15 protein-coding genes are annotated in these 17,664 nt (G+C 41.2%); 7 read left to right on the forward strand and 8 right to left on the reverse strand.

From position 1 onward, the window contains the following. Positions 1-5 precede the first annotated feature (5 nt). The gene (locus BFS30_RS00810; RefSeq protein ID WP_069377535.1) at positions 6-845 is read right to left on the reverse strand and encodes an alpha/beta hydrolase; all 840 of its coding nucleotides are present in this window, start codon (positions 843-845) and stop codon (positions 6-8) included. 144 nt (positions 846-989) lie between these two features. Between BFS30_RS00810 and BFS30_RS00815 the strand changes: the two genes are divergently transcribed. From BFS30_RS00815 to BFS30_RS00825, 3 genes are read left to right on the forward strand one after another with little or no spacing between them, the layout of a single operon-like run. Then, the gene (locus tag BFS30_RS00815) at positions 990-1,946 is read left to right on the forward strand and encodes a ketopantoate reductase family protein (protein ID WP_069377536.1); all 957 of its coding nucleotides are present in this window, start codon (positions 990-992) and stop codon (positions 1,944-1,946) included. 38 nt (positions 1,947-1,984) lie between these two features. After that, on the forward strand, positions 1,985-2,350 hold the full coding sequence (locus BFS30_RS00820; protein WP_069377537.1) for a helix-turn-helix domain-containing protein: 366 nt from the start codon (positions 1,985-1,987) through the stop codon (positions 2,348-2,350). Beyond that, positions 2,347-3,249, forward strand: a complete 903-nt coding sequence (locus BFS30_RS00825; RefSeq protein WP_157262844.1) for an IS3 family transposase — start codon at positions 2,347-2,349, stop codon at positions 3,247-3,249. The genes BFS30_RS00820 and BFS30_RS00825 overlap by 4 nt, the downstream gene beginning before the upstream one ends. A gap of 319 nt (positions 3,250-3,568) precedes the next feature. Here BFS30_RS00825 and BFS30_RS00830 read toward each other — a convergent pair whose 3' ends face one another. From BFS30_RS00830 to BFS30_RS00840, 3 genes are read right to left on the reverse strand one after another with little or no spacing between them, the layout of a single operon-like run. After that, positions 3,569-5,158 (reverse strand): MFS transporter, encoded by a 1,590-nt coding sequence (locus BFS30_RS00830; protein WP_069377538.1) that lies wholly within the window; start codon positions 5,156-5,158, stop codon positions 3,569-3,571. Then, positions 5,151-6,218: an HlyD family secretion protein gene (locus tag BFS30_RS00835; RefSeq protein ID WP_069377539.1), complete on the reverse strand. Its 1,068-nt coding sequence runs from the start codon at positions 6,216-6,218 to the stop codon at positions 5,151-5,153. Before BFS30_RS00835 ends, BFS30_RS00830 begins: the two co-directional genes overlap by 8 nt. Position 6,219: 1 nt before the next feature. Beyond that, complete coding sequence (locus BFS30_RS00840; protein WP_069377540.1) at positions 6,220-7,563, reverse strand: TolC family protein; 1,344 nt, start codon at positions 7,561-7,563, stop codon at positions 6,220-6,222. A gap of 85 nt (positions 7,564-7,648) precedes the next feature. Between BFS30_RS00840 and BFS30_RS00845 the strand changes: the two genes are divergently transcribed. Further along, positions 7,649-8,464, forward strand: coding sequence for an AraC family transcriptional regulator (locus tag BFS30_RS00845; protein ID WP_069377541.1), 816 nt, complete (start codon positions 7,649-7,651; stop codon positions 8,462-8,464). On the opposite strand, the gene BFS30_RS00850 is transcribed toward BFS30_RS00845, so the two are convergent. Continuing rightward, the gene (locus BFS30_RS00850; RefSeq protein ID WP_083251892.1) at positions 8,461-8,934 is read right to left on the reverse strand and encodes a GNAT family N-acetyltransferase; all 474 of its coding nucleotides are present in this window, start codon (positions 8,932-8,934) and stop codon (positions 8,461-8,463) included. The two genes, BFS30_RS00845 and BFS30_RS00850, sit on opposite strands and share 4 nt — an antisense overlap. Positions 8,935-9,105: 171 nt before the next feature. On the opposite strand from BFS30_RS00850, the gene BFS30_RS00855 reads away from it, so the two are divergent. After that, entirely contained in the window at positions 9,106-11,109 is a 2,004-nt protein-coding gene (locus tag BFS30_RS00855) for a DUF3857 domain-containing protein (RefSeq protein ID WP_069377542.1), read from the forward strand. After that, the gene (locus BFS30_RS00860) at positions 11,109-13,007 is read left to right on the forward strand and encodes a DUF3857 domain-containing protein (protein WP_237028685.1); all 1,899 of its coding nucleotides are present in this window, start codon (positions 11,109-11,111) and stop codon (positions 13,005-13,007) included. The genes BFS30_RS00855 and BFS30_RS00860 overlap by 1 nt, the downstream gene beginning before the upstream one ends. Before the next feature lie 12 nt (positions 13,008-13,019). On the opposite strand, the gene BFS30_RS00865 is transcribed toward BFS30_RS00860, so the two are convergent. Together BFS30_RS00865 and BFS30_RS00870 are read right to left on the reverse strand one after the other, a co-directional pair. Then, positions 13,020-14,294 (reverse strand): M16 family metallopeptidase, encoded by a 1,275-nt coding sequence (locus tag BFS30_RS00865; RefSeq protein WP_069377544.1) that lies wholly within the window; start codon positions 14,292-14,294, stop codon positions 13,020-13,022. Beyond that, positions 14,287-15,531, reverse strand: coding sequence for a M16 family metallopeptidase (locus BFS30_RS00870; protein WP_069377545.1), 1,245 nt, complete (start codon positions 15,529-15,531; stop codon positions 14,287-14,289). Before BFS30_RS00870 ends, BFS30_RS00865 begins: the two co-directional genes overlap by 8 nt. 98 nt (positions 15,532-15,629) lie before the next feature. On the opposite strand from BFS30_RS00870, the gene BFS30_RS00875 reads away from it, so the two are divergent. After that, positions 15,630-16,754 (forward strand): CofH family radical SAM protein, encoded by a 1,125-nt coding sequence (locus tag BFS30_RS00875; RefSeq protein ID WP_069377546.1) that lies wholly within the window; start codon positions 15,630-15,632, stop codon positions 16,752-16,754. 56 nt (positions 16,755-16,810) lie between these two features. Here BFS30_RS00875 and BFS30_RS00880 read toward each other — a convergent pair whose 3' ends face one another. Next, positions 16,811-17,656, reverse strand: a complete 846-nt coding sequence (locus BFS30_RS00880; protein WP_069377547.1) for a ferritin-like domain-containing protein — start codon at positions 17,654-17,656, stop codon at positions 16,811-16,813. Positions 17,657-17,664 lie beyond the last annotated feature (8 nt).

The following is a 17,664-nucleotide window of genomic DNA, read 5'->3' on the forward strand; positions in this document are numbered from 1 at the left end:
ATCGCTTAATTTTTTTGATTTAATAATTGGAATCCTTTATATAACGCCATATGCAATACGTCTGCATGTGTTGCCTCAGGAAAGAATGCAAAATCTACTTTTAATTGTGCATGATTGAGATCCTTTAGCACCTCAGACAACTTTTTTGCATCTTCTTCCATAATTTTGCCCTCCTTACCTACTGCAACATAGACCTTAACTTTTTTACCTGGAAAAGATTTCGATAAACCAGAGGATTGGGTCAACAGGGATTCATTATCCCACCATAAACTTGGGCTTATAATCAGATAATTATTAAACAAACCAGGTTCTTTGAACAAAATCTCTGTAGCCAACAGCCCTCCCAGCGATTGTCCGATCAATGTTTTGGAAGCATTGGTTTTATAATTTTTTTCAATATAAGGTTGTGCCTCCTTACTCAGGAACTTGATAAAGTTTGCAGATTTACCCGTCGTAGGAAAATCTTCCTTATCCTTTGCCACCGTAGTAGGGAAAGTGAAATCTCTTTTCCTGTCTACATTCGCAATCCCCACCACAATTGATTTCGGCATCATCTCCGTCAGATTAAAGAACTGAACCAATCCAGACACATGTATAAAATCTTCATTTGCCGATCCATCCAGTAAATAAATCACCGGATAAGTAGTTGCTGAATCTGCACTATAGCCCTGAGGTAAATAAATATTCAGAATTCTTGTTTCTGAAAGTACAGCTGACCGTATTTCGTCGGTTTTGCCTAATGTGAAAGCCTTACTAATCACCTTCTCCGAATGGGAAGAACTCTGCCCATTAACCTGATTACCGAAAAAAATAAAAGAGAAAAAAAATAGCAACAATTGTTTCATACTGTCAAAAGTAGCAATCCTGTCAAACAAATATCAGCTGATCAGCAAATAATTTTAAATAATTTGTAAAAAGAAAATCATAAATAGAAATCTAATAGTGTTTGTACTTTGCGGGCGATAACTCAAAAATTAAATAGAGCGCATATGAAAACAAAAGAGATCACAATTATAGGTCTTGGTGGTGTTGGAGGTTATTTCGGGTTTAAGCTGGCACAGAAATATTTGTCTGATGAATCTGTAAACATTTCTTTTATTGCCAGAGAGCAGACCTATAAGACGGTCAAAGAGAATGGATTGACTTTGCTTTCAGCAGAACATGAAAATTCGGTTGCCCATTCAAAACAGATTTACAAAAGCATTGAAGAATTGCCAGAGACGGATATATTCGTCGTATGTGTAAAGGAATATGACCTGGAAAATATTTGTCAGCAATTAAAAAACAGGGTCAATGACGAGACCGTAATTTTACCCTTAATGAATGGAGTGGATATATATGAAAGAATCCGTAAAATTATTCCGAATGGGATTGTACTTCCCTCCTGTGTATATGTGGCCTCCCATATTAAAGAAAAGGGAACGGTAGAACATAAAGGCAATCCAGGCAAAATAGTGATGGGAAAAGACCCTAAAAATCCAGAATATGATGCTCAGGAAATTGCAAACCTGCTGAAGGCAGCCGGCATTGACCTCGACTATAAAGAAAACTCTTTCCCTGATATCTGGACAAAATATTTCTTTATCGCCAGTTTCGGTTTAGTTACCGCAAGATACAACAAATCAATCGGACAGGTAGTTGAAGAACCGGCATTGCATAACAGGGCGGCTTTGATTATGAAAGAAATCGAGGCAATCGCTGAAAAGAAGGAAATTTCCATACCTGAGGATATTATCGAAAAAACCTTCCAGAAAGCAGCTTCCTTTCCTTACCATACCCCCACTTCCCTGCAACTGGATGTACAGTCCGGAAAGGAAAATACAGAACTGGAACTTTTTGCCGGAGCCATCATTGACTATGGAAAAGTGTTGGCGGTCCCTGTTCTGGAAACTCAACTGATATACGATGAAATCGCTTCGGGGATCCTCTGTCCGTTCCTGCCCTGAGTTTACATAAGAAAGTTTTTCAAGAGAGAAAAATGAGTATGAAAAATGAACGTCCAAACAAAAGAAAAGGAGGCACAGAGTGGAATCATTCCGAGAGTCTTAGAGTACAGATCGCCTTAGAGTATCTTGATGGTGATTTTAGCCAGGTTCAAATAGAACGTAAGTATGGGTTATCGCCCAATACGGTTTATAGATTCGTATCTTGGTACAAAAGTAATCATAACCATCTTATGCCAGAAGCCGTCAACGTAGCTGAAGAGCTGCCTTTCAGCGCTAAAGAACGAAGAGAGCTGAAAAAGCGGCTGGCCTTATCAGAACTGAAGGTCGCCGTGCTGGAAAAAGTGATTGCCATTGCTAATGAGGAATATGGTACAGATCTTAAAAAAAAAGCTGCTACCAAGTGATCTCAGAACTCAGAGGCACCCGCAAATACTATAGCATAGCTCTTCTTTGCGCCACATTTGATTATACCAGGCAAGCCTGGTATAATCATCTAAAAAGTGTTGAATTGCATCTTCTGGAGGAGCATATTGTACTTGAAAAAATCATTGAGATCCGTAAAGCGCTTCCTAAAACAGGATGCATAAAGTTGTATAAAGAACTCAATAATGGCTTTTTACAGGCCCATGGTATCACTATGGGAAGAGATGCGGTATTTGAATTCGTACGTTCTAATGGAATGTTGATCAAGACAAAAAAGAAATGGGTTCGTACAACAAATTCTTTTCACCGGTTTAAAGTTCATCCTGATCTGGTGCAGCGCAGGCCAGCGATACATGCTGAAGAAATATGGGTAAGCGATATTACTTATCTGCGTACCAGTACTTGTTTTCTTTATTTATCACTAATCACAGATGCCTATTCAAGAAAGATCGTAGGTCATCATTTGGCGACTGATTTAAAGGCAATCGGATGTATTAAAGCATTAAATCTAGCCTTAAAAGGAAGATTGTATCCAAACAGACCCCTTATTCATCACTCAGACAGAGGAACTCAATATTGTTGCGATGACTATGTGACCATGCTTAAAGACAATGGAATACAAATCAGTATGACTCAGACAGGCAGTCCATATGATAATGCAATAGCAGAAAGAGTGAATGGAATACTGAAAATGGAACTAGGGTTGGAAAAGACCTTTAAAAATGTAGCCCAGGCGAAAGTATCAGTAGAACTGGCTATGGATAAATACAATAATTTAAGAATGCATTCCAGTTGCGAATTCCAAACCCCACAGCTGACTCACATGGTGGAGAATATCGTTCCAAAACAACAAAAAACACAATCCTTACTGCCTATGTAAACTCAAAACAGGAAAATCAGCATTTTTGGGTAAACTTATATCAGTAATAAAATTTATCATTGTAAACCTATATCAGTAAAACAAAAAAACTACGTAAACACTAATCAGTAATTTACTTTCTGTATGTAAACTTATTGCAGTATAAGACACTCTGTAAACAGACTCTGGGGTTGGAAGGTAGTTGCGAGGTAGTTGACCGGTATCTGGGAGGTAGTTGCAAGGTTATTTAACCTTTCAACTACCTCGTAACTACCTCTCAGCTACCTCCCAGATCCGGACTCATTACGGAGGGTCTCCGAAGCGAACTCAAGCTCACCTATTAAAATCCAGCTGGCGCAGGATGTTTTCCTTTTACATTAATCATCGTCCTGCTAATAACCGGCTGTAACCCAATTAATACGATGGTAACCAGACAAAGAATGGCAATCATCTCATAATAATCAATGCAGAACTGAAGAAAAGCCTGCTTTTGTACCGCCTTATTCAACAAACCTGTGGCCACTTTAGCAGCCTGATCTTTTAACATCCCATGTCCCGACAAAGTAGCCTGGTAAATGCCCAGCCGTTCCGCCAAACCTGAATCCAACAAGGACAAACCTTTCCCCATGTTATTGCTATGTCCGCCTTTAAAGTACAACTGGAAATAATTGATCAGTGACAAACTCAGACTAAAGGTTGAAAAACGTACAAAAACTCCTACCGAGGCAGCAGATTGTCCCATTTGTACAGGAACAGAAGAAACGATAAACATGACAATAGGCGACATCACCATCCCGGCTCCCAAACCCTGAAGAAACAAAGGCATAATAAAAGTTTCTGCATCTGCTTCAGTAGCGAAAAGAAAACACATCATTCCAAAAAATACCATTAGCAAAGTGAATCCGGCAATCCATAAAGCCCGCAGCATCTTTTGCCGGATCAAAAACCGGATGGCAATAAAAGACCCGGTAATGATCCCCAGAATATTATAAATCATCAATTCATTGGCATGTAACGAATCCATCCCTAAAACCGAGATAAAATAAGTAGAGGTTAATCCAAATGCCCCCCGAATCAGGTAAAGGATAACCAGAAAAACTATTCCAATGCTAAAATTCCGATACTTAAAAACGGAGAGGTCTACTGTTGGGCGTTTTAACGACAGCTGCCTTAAAACAGAGGTCAGAAACAACAGCAAAATGGCAATGATGCTGTAAACAATTCCGGAGTCATCCAGCCAGTCCTTTTGTTGCCCGTAAATTAAAACGTAAGCAATTAAGATCAGCATCACCACGAACAGCAAAAAACTGCCCCAGTCCAATTGATAAAGTGGCTTTTTTCGAAAAACATGCACCCGGTTTAAAATCATGAACAACAAAGCGGCACTGGGCAAAAAGCAAAAGATGATCGCCTTATACAAAACATTATATTCAAAATTCTCTACTAAAGGTGCAGCGAACAATGCTGTTACAGGTGATACACATAAGATCATCGCATAAAATATCGTGTACCCCACTTCCCTGGAATGTTCAGATTTTAGACGCCCGAATAAAAGGTTCAAACAGATACTGGTAATTCCACAGTTTACCAGTCCCTGCAAAAACCTGAAAGTAAATACCAGCCAGATCTCCCTGGTATGGTAACAGCAATAGGCAATTACAATTTCCAGTACAATGCAGATCAGTAGGTACTCTTTGGTCACAATCCGCTCAAAGAACCGGCGTTCTACACCTGCGAAACTGGCAACAGCAGCATAAAACAGGAGCAAAGAAAACTGTACGTCTGCAGGCTCCATTCCATAGTATCCTGCAGCAGCACTCCCATCTGCTGTAGAAAGGGCAAAAAGTAGTACTGAGGACAGCAGCAGGAGCATAATGCTCAAGCGGATGAGCCATTCCGGTGCCCATGATTTAAAAATGGACTTAGTCATGCGTATCGCTCTTTCTGACATGAACTGTAGCACTCATTCCTGCATTCAGATCAGACAGGGAAGCCATTGCCCCTTCCAGACGAATCCTAACCGGGATTCTCTGGGCAATTTTCACAAAATTTCCGGTTGCATTATCCGGAGGTAAAAGCGAAAACCTGGATCCTGTAGCCGCCGATAAAGATTCAATTTTCCCGGAAAACTCTTTACCTGGAAAAGCATCTACTTCGATATTAACCGGCTCTCCTACATACATTTTTCCGATCTGTGTTTCCTTAAAATTAGCAATCACCCATTTTCCCGCATCCCGGTCTACAATAAAGGCTATCGTTTGCCCGCTTTGTACCAATTGACCTGGCTGAATGGTTCTTCTTCCCATCTTGCCATTATAAGGCGCCACGATTACGGTATAAGAAGTGTTCAGGTCGTTCTTTTTTACAACTGCTGCCCTTCTTTGTATTTCAGAAATCAGCACTTCAGATTGTGCCTTAATGTCGTTTGTTTTAGAAAGCGCTGCAGCATAATCCTCCTGGGCTGCATGATATTCTGCTTGTGCAACTTCGAGCATACTTTGTATATTCTCCAGCTGCTGACGGGTCGCAGACTCCGCATCGAATAATTTTTTATAGCGGTCGTATTCTGCCTGCTGCTTCCATAACCTGGCTTTAGCTGCAGCAATTTTAGCTTTACTTGCCCCCGCCGTAGTACTCGCGGTCTGAATGCTGCTCTGCAACACGGACACCTGCGCTTTGGCATTCGAAAGTGAGGCCTGAGCTTCATCCTGCTGAACAGTATAATCACTATCGTCAATAACCAATAAGGTATCTCCTTTTTTAACATCCTGGTTATCTGTATAACGTACAGATTTGATATAGCCATTAACCCTGGCAGTAACCGGGTTGATGTATTCTTCAATCTGGGCATCATTGGTATCTTCATAACGCAAATAAGTGAATACCGTTCTGGTTCCCCAGAATAACAATACGACCAACACGATGACCGCAATGACGGTCGTGACACGTGAGATGATCTGATCTGTTTTACTTTGTTTTTGAGTGCTCATTTTATAGGGTGCCTACTGCTTTTTGTAATTGATAATATTGAATTCTGGCATTTACTTTTGCGGTGGTCAATTCAAACCGCGATTGCAACAACTGCGTTTCCGCATCCAGCAAATCGGTTAGTAAAGCCAGTTGATTGAAATAAGTATTCTGTACAATCCTGTAACTTTCGGAAGCCTGGGTAATATTTTCTGAGGCAACCTCGATACGTTTCAGCGATTCCTGGTATCGGATATAATATTCCTGAACCTCCTGCCTGAGATTTTCCTTTACTTCTTCGTCCTCCACTTCCTGTCGCCGGAGCTGGATTTCCGCTACGCGCACTTTATGTTTATTCGTATAAAACGACGAAATGGGAACCTTTAATTTAAGCCCTGCCATTCCGTTACTATACAAAGAAAGTGCGTAAGGATAAAACTGGATTTGAGGATAAGCATACATATACTCCGCAAAAAAACCGATGGAAGGAAGTACATTAGATTTTTGCTGTTTCAGTTTTAATACCGCCAGTTGTTGTTCTTTTTCCGATATCTGCAGTTTAAAGGAACGGGATTCAGCTTCAGACAGGTAATTTGACAACCCTTTTAACAAAACCGGATCGGCCTCCATATCGGAAACGACGGGCATCAGCATCATATCGTCCTGCTTACCGATCAGGAGGTTCAGTTTTTGAGCCGCAATATGGATACTGTTTTCAATTTCTGTAAGCAGCATCTTTTGTTTTGATAAACGAAGTTCAGCACGCAACACATCACTCTTCAGTACCGTGCCGTTTTTATAAAGTTCCCTGATCTCCTGAAGTTGCTTTTCCCGTTCTTTGATGTCCTGTTTTAATAAAGACTGATAAGATCTGTTGCGGTACACATCATAAAAATAAACAGCGGCGATATAATGGATTTCCTGTTTTGTCAGGTTTTTATTGGCTACAGCCAGCTCATTTTCCGTCTTCGATGCAGCGATTTCCCGATTTGTTTTCCCGCCGTTATATAAGTTCAGGTAAGCATCCGCAGATACCTTATAATATTTAGGTTCTACCGGATACTGCGAAGGAGTGTGAAATAAACCTTTTTCATAAATTGGCATTTGAAAAATATACGCCAATACGCCATTGGCCGCAACTTCCGGTAAGCGTTCTGAACGGGCAACCTTAATTCCTGCTTCTGCAGCAAGTACTTCCAACTGCTTCATCTGAAGTTTTCTGCTATTGCTATCGGCTAATTGCCAGACTTCTGTAATGGTAAGTGGAATTTCGGGCTTGACTGTTGTGTGTTGTGCATGGACAAAAAGAGAGGATAAAAGAAAGGACATGCACATCCCAAACTTTCTTTTATACGGGCTAAAATTCATATAAAGTAATTAATGCTGCAAATTTCGGCTAAGAATTATTTCTTTATTTTATCTAAAGTGACATATATTTGTTCAAACCAGCCACATGAATACCTTAGACAATGAAGTGCTTTTATCTGCGATCGATGCCCGTGAGGAAAGTACTTATGTATGGCACAGTAAGTTTGAAGATCGTTTCCGGCACCATAAACACATTAAAGGGCAACTTACTTATGTAGAAGGCGGGGTTATTTTTCTCTATGCGAATGATAAATCTTATTTCATTCCCGCCCGTCATTACTTATGGATTCCCGCAGGAGTAGAACATCACCTGCAGCACCGCTATCGTGCAGCTATTGTCCGCAACATCTATTTCAATACCAAATCCGAGGAAGACAATCCTTTTTTTGATCATATCGGCATCTACCCTGTGAATAGCCTGTTATTAGAAATGCTCAAATTTTCCGAGCACTGGAATGGGGACATTTTTCCGGGGACACATGAATTTGGCTTTTTGAACACCATACAAAATATTCTGCCCACTATCAGTAAACACCCCTTACCAATTGTTGTTCCGACAACAGATAATGAGAGACTCAGACCAGTATTATGGTACATTCACCAGCATTTAGCGGATGAGCTGACCTTAGAAGTCATCGCCGCAGCAACCGGTTTTAGCGAACGGACTTTATCAAGGGTATTTCAGGCGGCTCTTGACATTTCCTTTTTTCAATACCTGAAACTGGTCAGGATCACGAAAGCCATGGAAAAACTACTGGAAAGCGACCTGACCATTAGCGAAATTGCTTATGAGGTTGGTTACGACAGCATTTCTTCCTTTAGCAATACCTTTTTTAAGATGACCGGCAGCAGACCTTCTACCTTTAAAGAATTGAAAGTAGCGAGTTTGGGTACGGATTAATTACCGGCCTCTTCTTCTGGTTCGGTATGTTGTCTGAGTTGTTTTGGTCCCTGTGGCCAGATAAAGCAGGTAGACTGTTTCTTCCATCCGAGGCTTTTATAAAAATCGCCCTTTCCCGGAGCTGCCGTCAGGTTCACGAAATGATAATTATCACCCAGCTTCTCATTCAGCGCATTAACAAGGTATTTACCCAGACCATTGCCCTGGAAATCCGGATCCACAATAATGTCGGCCAATACCGCGTAATATCGCCCATCATCCACCGTTCGGCCAAAAGCAATCAGCTGCTCTTCTTTATAAATAAATAACGTCCAGCTACTTCTTCCAAATGCTGCTGCTATTTCTGCTTCTTCCCTTTTCCTCCAGTCTACTTTGGAAAACAGCTCACATACGTAAGCCCAGTCCACAGTGGATAAATCAGGGTTGATTTTATAAGTCAGGTCATTCACGTTTATTCTGCTCGGAGACATATTTATCTTAAAGATTTTAATTGGGCCACAAATATCAGTAATTAATTCTGCTCTATTTAATCCTTTAGGTAATTGTGGAAAAAGTTTAGTACTTACCCGCCTAAAAACAAAAAAAAACAAACTTTCTTTTCAAGAAAAAAGACTATTATTGCGGCAAATAATTAACCTCTAATGGACAAGATAAAGTCATTGTTATCAGGCATTTTTGTACTGATATCCCTCTGCTCCTACGCTCAGAAAAAAGAAATTCAACTCAAAACTTTCAAGTTTGGAAAAATTGACCCTACAGAATTCAATACCAGGGTAAGCGGGATTGACTCCGCCGCTTCTGCCGTGGCATTATTTGATACAGGAAGGGGCTGGTTTGAACTGAGCCCGAAAACAAAAGGTTTTGTGTTTGTCTTTGAACGCCATACCCGTTATAAAATCATTAATAAAAATGGTTATGACCTCGCTAATTTAGAGATTCAGCTTTACCGGAACAATGGTTCGGAAACTACGCTGGATTATTTAGATGCTACTACCTATAACATGGAAAATGGCAAAATGGTAGCCAGCAAAATCAATAAGGATGCTAAATTCTCCGAAAAACAAGACAAAAATTTCACTCTTAAAAAATTCACACTTCCCAACGTTAAGGAAGGCGCTATTATAGAATATAAATACAGGCTTAAATCTGACTTTATATTTACGCTTAACCCATGGTATTTTCAAAAGGAAGTTCCTGTTTTATATTCCAGTTACCAGGTAAAGGTTCCGGAATACTTTAACTATAAGACAACTGCTGGTGGCTTTGTCGCGATCAACCCGAAAGACGAAATGTTAAATGAAAGTTACGCATTGGGAACTGACCGCGTGAGTACAACCGTAAAACAGACCACTTATATTGCGGAGAACGTTCCTGCACTAAAAACAGAAAAATTCATTACCACACTGCAGGATTATGTGAGCAAGGTAGAATTTGAACTGAGCTCTACCCGTTTTCCGGGAGAAATGTATCAGGAATATACCTCCAGCTGGCCAAAAATCGTAACCATTTTAAAGGAAAGTGATAAATTTGGTTCATTTATAGACAAAAGAAGTTACAATAAGACGCTTGTACAACAATTAATTAAAGGGGAAACCAATCCCGACAGCATCATCTCCATCCTGTTTAATCATGTTAAAAATAACCTGAAATGGAATGATGAACATAGTAAGTATGCAACGGTTTCGAATCCCAAGGCTGTTTTTGAGAAAAAATCAGGAAATGCAGCAGACATCAACCTTAGTTTATACAGTTTATTAAATGAAACGAGTGTCAAAGCATTTCCGGTATTGCTGAGTACAAGATCCAATGGAATGCATCCTGGATTCCCTATGCTTACTCAATTTGACAATGTGATTGTAGCTGTTCAGTCAGGTGAAAAATACCTGTTGCTGGATGCTACCGACAAAAATCATACGCCTGGGTTAATTGCTTACGACAACCTTAATCACGAAGGTTTCAGGGTAGATATGGCAGCAGTAAATGGAGAATGGATCTCTCTTGAAGAAGAAAAAATCAGCAAAAAGAACATTACCTATAGCCTGGTTTTAGATGCGGAGAATAAACTATCAGGTAAACTCTTTCTTTCCTATACCAATTATGAAGGACTTAACCGCCGGGATAGTTACCATAGTGCAGCCAATGAAGAAGAATATTTAAAGAAATATAAGGGTGATAAACCGGGTCTGGGAGTTAAAAATTATCAGATTACCAATTTAAATCTTGTTGAGGCACCTCTGACAGAAACCATGGATGTGATGATTGAAGACAATGTGGAAGAGGCAGGCAACCTGGTATACTTCACGCCTTTGTTATTTGACCGGACTAAAGAGAATCCTTTTAAACTTGAAGAGCGCAAATTCCCTGTAGATTTTGGTTATCCTACGGAAGAAAATTACCGCATTACCATAGATTTCCCTAAAGGATATCAACTGGACAAGACGCCCAAAAATGAAAAGATTATTTTACCGGACGAAAGTGCAGCTTTCACTTTTATGACGGCAGCGGAAGAGAACAAATTACTTTTATCGAGTAAAATCACGATTAAAAAAGCATATTATACTCCGGAAGAATATCAGGATTTAAAAGAGCTTTTTAAGAATATCGTAAGAAAACAGGCAGAACAAATTGTATTTAAAAAGATCTGATGAGGAGGAAACTGATGTTAACGGTTTTGCTGGGCATTACCGGAATTTGTAGTTACGGACAGGGGGAATATGATGTCAGCAAAATCCCAGCTGGGCTAACGGAAAATGCGGCCATAGTAATCAGAAACCAGGAAATGGTTTATGAGGTTAAGGGACTGGGCAGTGCCAGACAAGACTATAAGACCGCGGTAACGATCCTGAATAAAAAAGGAGAAGGCGCTTCTAACATGTATGAGTACTATGATAAATTCTCTAATGTTTACAACTTAAAAGCGACCTTGTATGATGAAAAAGGGATAAAGATAAAAGAGTACCGGTCCTCTGATTTCAAAGACAGAAGTGCGGTGTCCGATGGCACCTTATATTCAGATAGCAGGATTAAGTTCATGGAGTTTTTATATGCCTCCTTTCCCTATACCGTGGAATATAGCTATAGTGTAGATTATAACGGCATCCTGAACTATCCTTCCTGGAATCCTGCAAGCTCCTGGGCTATGGCGGTAGAAAAATCTTCTTATACCTTTAAGGTTCCAAAATCTTTCAGCTTTAAACACCTGAGCAGCAAAGGACTGAAAACAGATTCAACTGAGGTTAAAGACATGAAGCAGTACCGCTGGTCATGTGCCGCTGTACCTGCATTGGTTTATGAGCCGATGAGCGCAGGATTAAAAGGCGTAAACCCATGGGTAATGGTTGCCCCGAATCAATTTGAATACGACAATACCAAAGCCAATATTGAAGACTGGACAAAGCTGGGGAGCTGGCTGTATCAATTGAGCAGCGGATCGCAGGTACTACCTGAAGCCGCTAAATTAAAAATCCAACTGCTCATTAAGGATGCGAAGTCTCCTAAAGAAAAAATCAAAATATTATATCGCCATTTGCAGGAAAATACCAGATATGTAGGCGTTCAGCTTGGCATTGGCGGATATACGCCTATTGTAGCAGAAAAGGTATCAACTGTAAATTATGGAGATTGTAAAGGTCTTTCCAATTACATGAAAGCGATGCTGCAGGAAGCAGGAATCAAATCAAACCTGGTTGTGATCGGAAGCGGCATGCCTTCTCTTAACCGGAAATATGCCAGCATGAACCAGGCCAATCACATGATTCTCTGTGTGCCTTTAGAAAAGGATACCACCTGGCTCGAATGTACCAGTTCTTATGATCCAACCGGATTTATAGGAAATGACAATTCCGGAAGAACCGTTTTGCTGGTTACAGAACAAGGAGGTAAATTGGTAGAGACTCCCCTGCTTAAACCTTCCGGCAATTATCTGAAAAGAAACACCAGGGTTGAGCTGAACGAAGAAGGAAATGCAGCCATTCAGATCGATGCACAGTACGCTAATGCGCAGTACGAAGACAACATCGGATTGATGCTCATCGAGCCTGTAAATCAGCGTAAAAACATCATGAACTCATTGGGCATCCCCAATATGGAAATCACTTCGGTAAAATATACACAGCCGGATAAAGATCTGCCTTTGCTAAACGAAAATATCAGTCTGAAAAGCAGTCAGCTGCTGACCGGAGGAGGAGGAAAATTATTCCTCACCCTGAACCTGTTAAACAGGCAGGAAAACACGCTTACGCCAATTGAAAACCGCAAAACTCCTTTCGCTGTCAGCTATGGTTACCTTGATGAAGATGAGGTGATTTATACCATCCCTAAAGGATTTAAAGTTGAGTTTATCCCTAAAGATATTGTCATCGAATCGGAATTTGGAAAATATACAACGAAAGTTGTGGCGAAAGACAATACGCTGATTTACACGCGAACAAAATCCATTATCAATAAACAATATCCTGCGGAAAAATATAACGAGTATGTAGCTTTTCATAAAAAGCTCTATCAGGCAGACAAACAAAAAAGTATCCTGGCTAAAATAGAATAGCCAGGGCACCTTTTATTTCTTTCCTACAACGACCTTCGTAAAGTCGGCAGTGTTCAAATATTGATTGGCCAGCTGTTTTAAATCTTCAGCGGTAATCGTTTTGACAGTCTCGATATAATGATCGTAATAGGTATAATCCAGACCAGAGAAATAAGCGTTTTTAAATTTGTCAGCATGAGAAAATGCATTCTCCAGGCTACCCAACATGGATCCCAGCATATAGTTACGAACCAGGTTTAACTCTCCGGCACTTACTGCTTCAGTCCTTAACAGGTCAATCTCTTTTTCAATTTCCCCCAGTGCATCATTACAAACTGCGGCGCCGACTTCTGTCGCAATGAAGAAATAACCCGCATCCTTTAAGGAAACCACCGCAGAGCCAATACCATAAGTATACCCTTTATCCTCTCTGATATTCGCCATTAGCCTGGATCCGAAATAACCTCCAAGCAAGCAATTCAGCACCTGGAATCCCGCAAAATCTTTATGTTTTCTGGTGATGGCCAGTGTACCCATCCGAATGGCAGACTGAATGGCCTCCGGACGTTCGACCAACATTTCTCCTTTTACGCCCCCGGTAAACTCAAATTTGTTGCCAACAGAATTTTCATGGTTATCCCATTGTTTTCCAAGGAAGCTATTGAGGAGATCAAACTCTTTTTGTTCAAATTTCCCGGCCACGATGATGGTACAGTTTTCCGGTTTGTAAGCTGCTTTGAAATAACTCAATAAATCTGCTTGCTGAATCGCATCATAATCTACAGCTTCAATACTGGAACCATAGGTAGAATCGCCAAAAATAGCATGAGCAAAATGTTTCCTCGCTAAGAAGTCATTCTTTTGCAGACTCACCTGCAAAGATTGTTTCTGATTCTGGATAAAGATATCCAGCTCCTGCTGAGGAAAGATACTCTCATTAAGGATAGACCTCAGAATAGGCAATACCGAAGCCAGGTGCTTATTCAGGGTATAAACCTTGACACTCGACTGATCGGCACCATATTCTGTTTGCAGAAAGGCACCATAATAATCCACTTTTTCAGCGATGTCTTTGGCCGTCAGCTTTTCCGTTCCATTGTTGATCAGGTGGCTTACCGTTAATGCCTGAAGAGGTTTTGACTGATCCCAGTTTACATTTCCAAATATAAACTCAATGCGTACCAATTCCTGTTTACCTGCATTAATGGTAAATACAGGAATCCCATTATCCAGTTGTTGCTTTAAAGGTTCAATAAAATTTATTTCATTCACCTGTTTTGATTCAGGGGCTAATGTACGGTTAAGCATCTTGGGCAGTTAAATAATATAAAGTTGAGGATTGTTCTTTTACAAAGGTGCGTTTTGCAACGTCTAAAATACGTGCTGAAGTCACTTCATGGTACTTATTAATTTCTGTGTTCAACCAGTCGGCATCTCCAAGCAACTCGTAATAAGCCAGGTTCATCGCTTTATCTAAAAGACTCATTTCAGCAAATACGATGATAGATTCAGACTTATTTTTCACTTTGGTGAGTTCATCTACCGTCACCTCTTCAGCAGCAATGGCATTCAATTCCTTCCAGATGGCAGCCTCTGCAGCTTCCATGGTTACACCTTCGATCAGTTTACCTTCTACAATAAACAATCCTTTATCCAGACTTCCGGTCAGATAAGCATTAATTTCACTGAATAACTGCTGTTCTTTTAACAGACTATTGTATAGTCTGGATGATTGTCCCTGCGAAAGGATATCCGACATCAGGTCATACACCTGATAGTCTTTATCTGATCGGTCTGGCATCTGGAAAGCCATGTAGATGGCATTCAGGGGAACTTCTGCAATTACGGTTTCCTGGCGTGCTTCGGTTTGCTGAGGCTCTGCAGGAAGATTTCTAAGGTAACGCTCTCCTGCAGGAATTGGTGCAAACCATTTCTCGGCAAGTGCTTTTACCTCTTCCGTTTTCACATTCCCGCCTACCACCATAATGGCATTCTGAGGATTGTAATGCTTTTTGAAAAATGCCTTTACATCTTCCATTTTAGCATCTTCAATCTGCTTCAGGTCCTGCCCTATGGTAGCCCATCTGTAGGGATGTTCTTTGTAGGCAAGGGGTCTTAGTTTCAACCATACATCACCGTAAGGCTGGTTAAGATACCTTTGTTTAAACTCTTCGCACACTACATTACGTTGCGTTTCCAGGCTTTTATCAGAAAAAGCAAGGCTCAGCATACGGTCGCTCTCCAGCCAGAAAGCGGTTTCCAGATTGGTGGCCGGAAGGGTAATATAATAGTTGGTGATGTCATTGCTCGTGAAAGCATTGTTTTCCCCTCCTACTCTTTGCAGCGGTTCATCATAACTTGGAATATTTACGGAGCCACCAAACATCAGGTGCTCAAACAAATGGGCAAAGCCGGTTTTATCTTGTTCTTCGTCTCTTGCACCAACATCATATAGGATGTTTAACACCGCCATAGGTGTTGTATCATCTTCGTGTACCAGGACACGTAATCCATTGGCCAATGTAAAACGGTTAAAATCTACCATATATATAAAATAATTGTGCCAAATATAGGAATAAAGCAAAAGGGAAATGTGATAATAATGTGAAATAAAAAGAAAGGAACTTATGGTATATTTGCAGTATGAATACTGCCGAATTATTGCATAGGGCCTTACATTTCGACTTTCTGACACAGGAAGAAGGCGTTTTTTTGTATCACCATGCGTCAACTGCCGAACTGGCTTACGTAGCCAATGAACTGAGGAAAAAACAAGTACCCAGCGGGAAAGTAACCTGGCAGATAGACCGTAATGTCAACACCACAAACGTATGTATTGCCAACTGTAAATTCTGTAATTTCTTCAGAAGGCCGGGGCACGACGAAAGCTACATTACTGACATCGAGACGTATAAAGTTAAAATTGAAGAAACTTTCCGCTTAGGTGGGGATCAGCTCTTGCTTCAGGGCGGACATCATCCGGACCTGGGCCTGAAATTTTATGCCGATCTGTTTAAACAATTAAAAGAATTATATCCCGATCTTAAGCTCCATGCTTTAGGTCCGCCTGAGATTGCTCACGTCGCAAAACTGGAGGGGATCTCCCATACAGAAGTGCTGACTGCATTAAAAGCTGCCGGAATGGACTCCCTTCCTGGTGCGGGTGCAGAAATCCTGAACGACCGGGTCAGGAGATTAATATCCAAAGGTAAATGTGGAGGAAAAGAATGGTTGGATGTGATGCGTGCAGCACATCAGCTGGACATTACCACTTCTGCAACCATGATGTTCGGACATGTGGAAACTATCGAAGAGCGTTTTGAACACCTGGTATGGATCAGAGAAGTTCAAAGTGAAAAACCGGCAGATGCCAAAGGTTTTCTGGCCTTTATTCCATGGCCTTTCCAGGATGACGGTACTTTATTAAAAAGATTAAGAGGCATCAGCAACAATGTTTCCGGTGATGAATACATCCGGATGCTGGCATTGAGCAGAATTATGCTGCCTAACGTTAAAAATATCCAGGCTTCCTGGCTTACCGTAGGTAAAAATGTGGCAGAATTATGTCTGCATGCCGGGGCGAACGACTTCGGATCCATTATGATCGAAGAAAATGTAGTGTCTGCAGCAGGCGCACCACACCGTTTCACCGCTAAAGGAATTCAGGATGCCATCCGGGAAGCAGGCTTTGAGCCGCAGCTCCGTGGCCAGCAATACAATTACCGTGACCTTCCGGAACACCTGGAAGAGCAGGTGATCAATTATTAAAAAAGATAGGGGACTTCCGTCCCCTATCCACCTTAAACTTAAACACATCCCCCTCTCTAAGAAATCCCGAATAATTTTACAATATCCAATACCTGCTGGGTAGTTAAGGGTTCATCAAATGACTCCGAAGCCGCCGCAGCATTCACTGCTGTACCATTGATTCCCGTAATCTGAATGGTAGCCTGGGTAGTCAGCTCTTCTCCTGCATATACCGCAGCGGCATTAGGTACCCCGCTATCGTTTCCACCGGTAATCCATGGTTTAATGGCAAAGCCATTCTGTGCACGCATATAACGGATCTTCGCAGCATGACGGGCCTCTACAGAATGGATGTTTAACGCAGCGGTAAGCACCCCTCCCTGACCAACCAGTGCTGGTGCCTGTCCTTTGTAAGCACGGACGCCGGTATCTTCCAAAGCCTGTGCTACTGCCAGAAACACCGCGTAATTACCTATTGCAAATGGATTTGGAAATGCACCGCTTGCCGTCCAGTCGTAGCTGGGTTTAGCCACTACGGCGTCTGAACCAATGACCCCTTTCAGGAAATTTACATGGGCAGTTTCATGACCGCTGATGATTCCAATGGCTGTTTTATCTGATGCTCCCTGTGCTGTAGATGGAAAATCGGCACCTCCGGAAGCTTTCAGCGCCTGGGTGTAAAAAGCAGCTTCAAAATGTTCCAGGGTTAAGGCAAACTGAAGTACTCCTTTTACTGCAGAAGGTAAGGTACTTTGTCCGTAAGCTTTGGTAAACATCGAACCCAGCGCCATAGGAACGGCAGCGAGGCTTATTTTTTTACCAATATTAAAGAACTCCTTCATGGCAGTTCTACGTGGACTAAAGCGTTCATACACTTCTCCATCCACTTTTTCAATTTCTGTTAATATGTCTACGATATTCATGTTTTCCA

This window comes from Pedobacter steynii (assembly GCF_001721645.1).
Taxonomy (GTDB): Bacteria; Bacteroidota; Bacteroidia; order Sphingobacteriales; family Sphingobacteriaceae; genus Pedobacter; species Pedobacter steynii_A.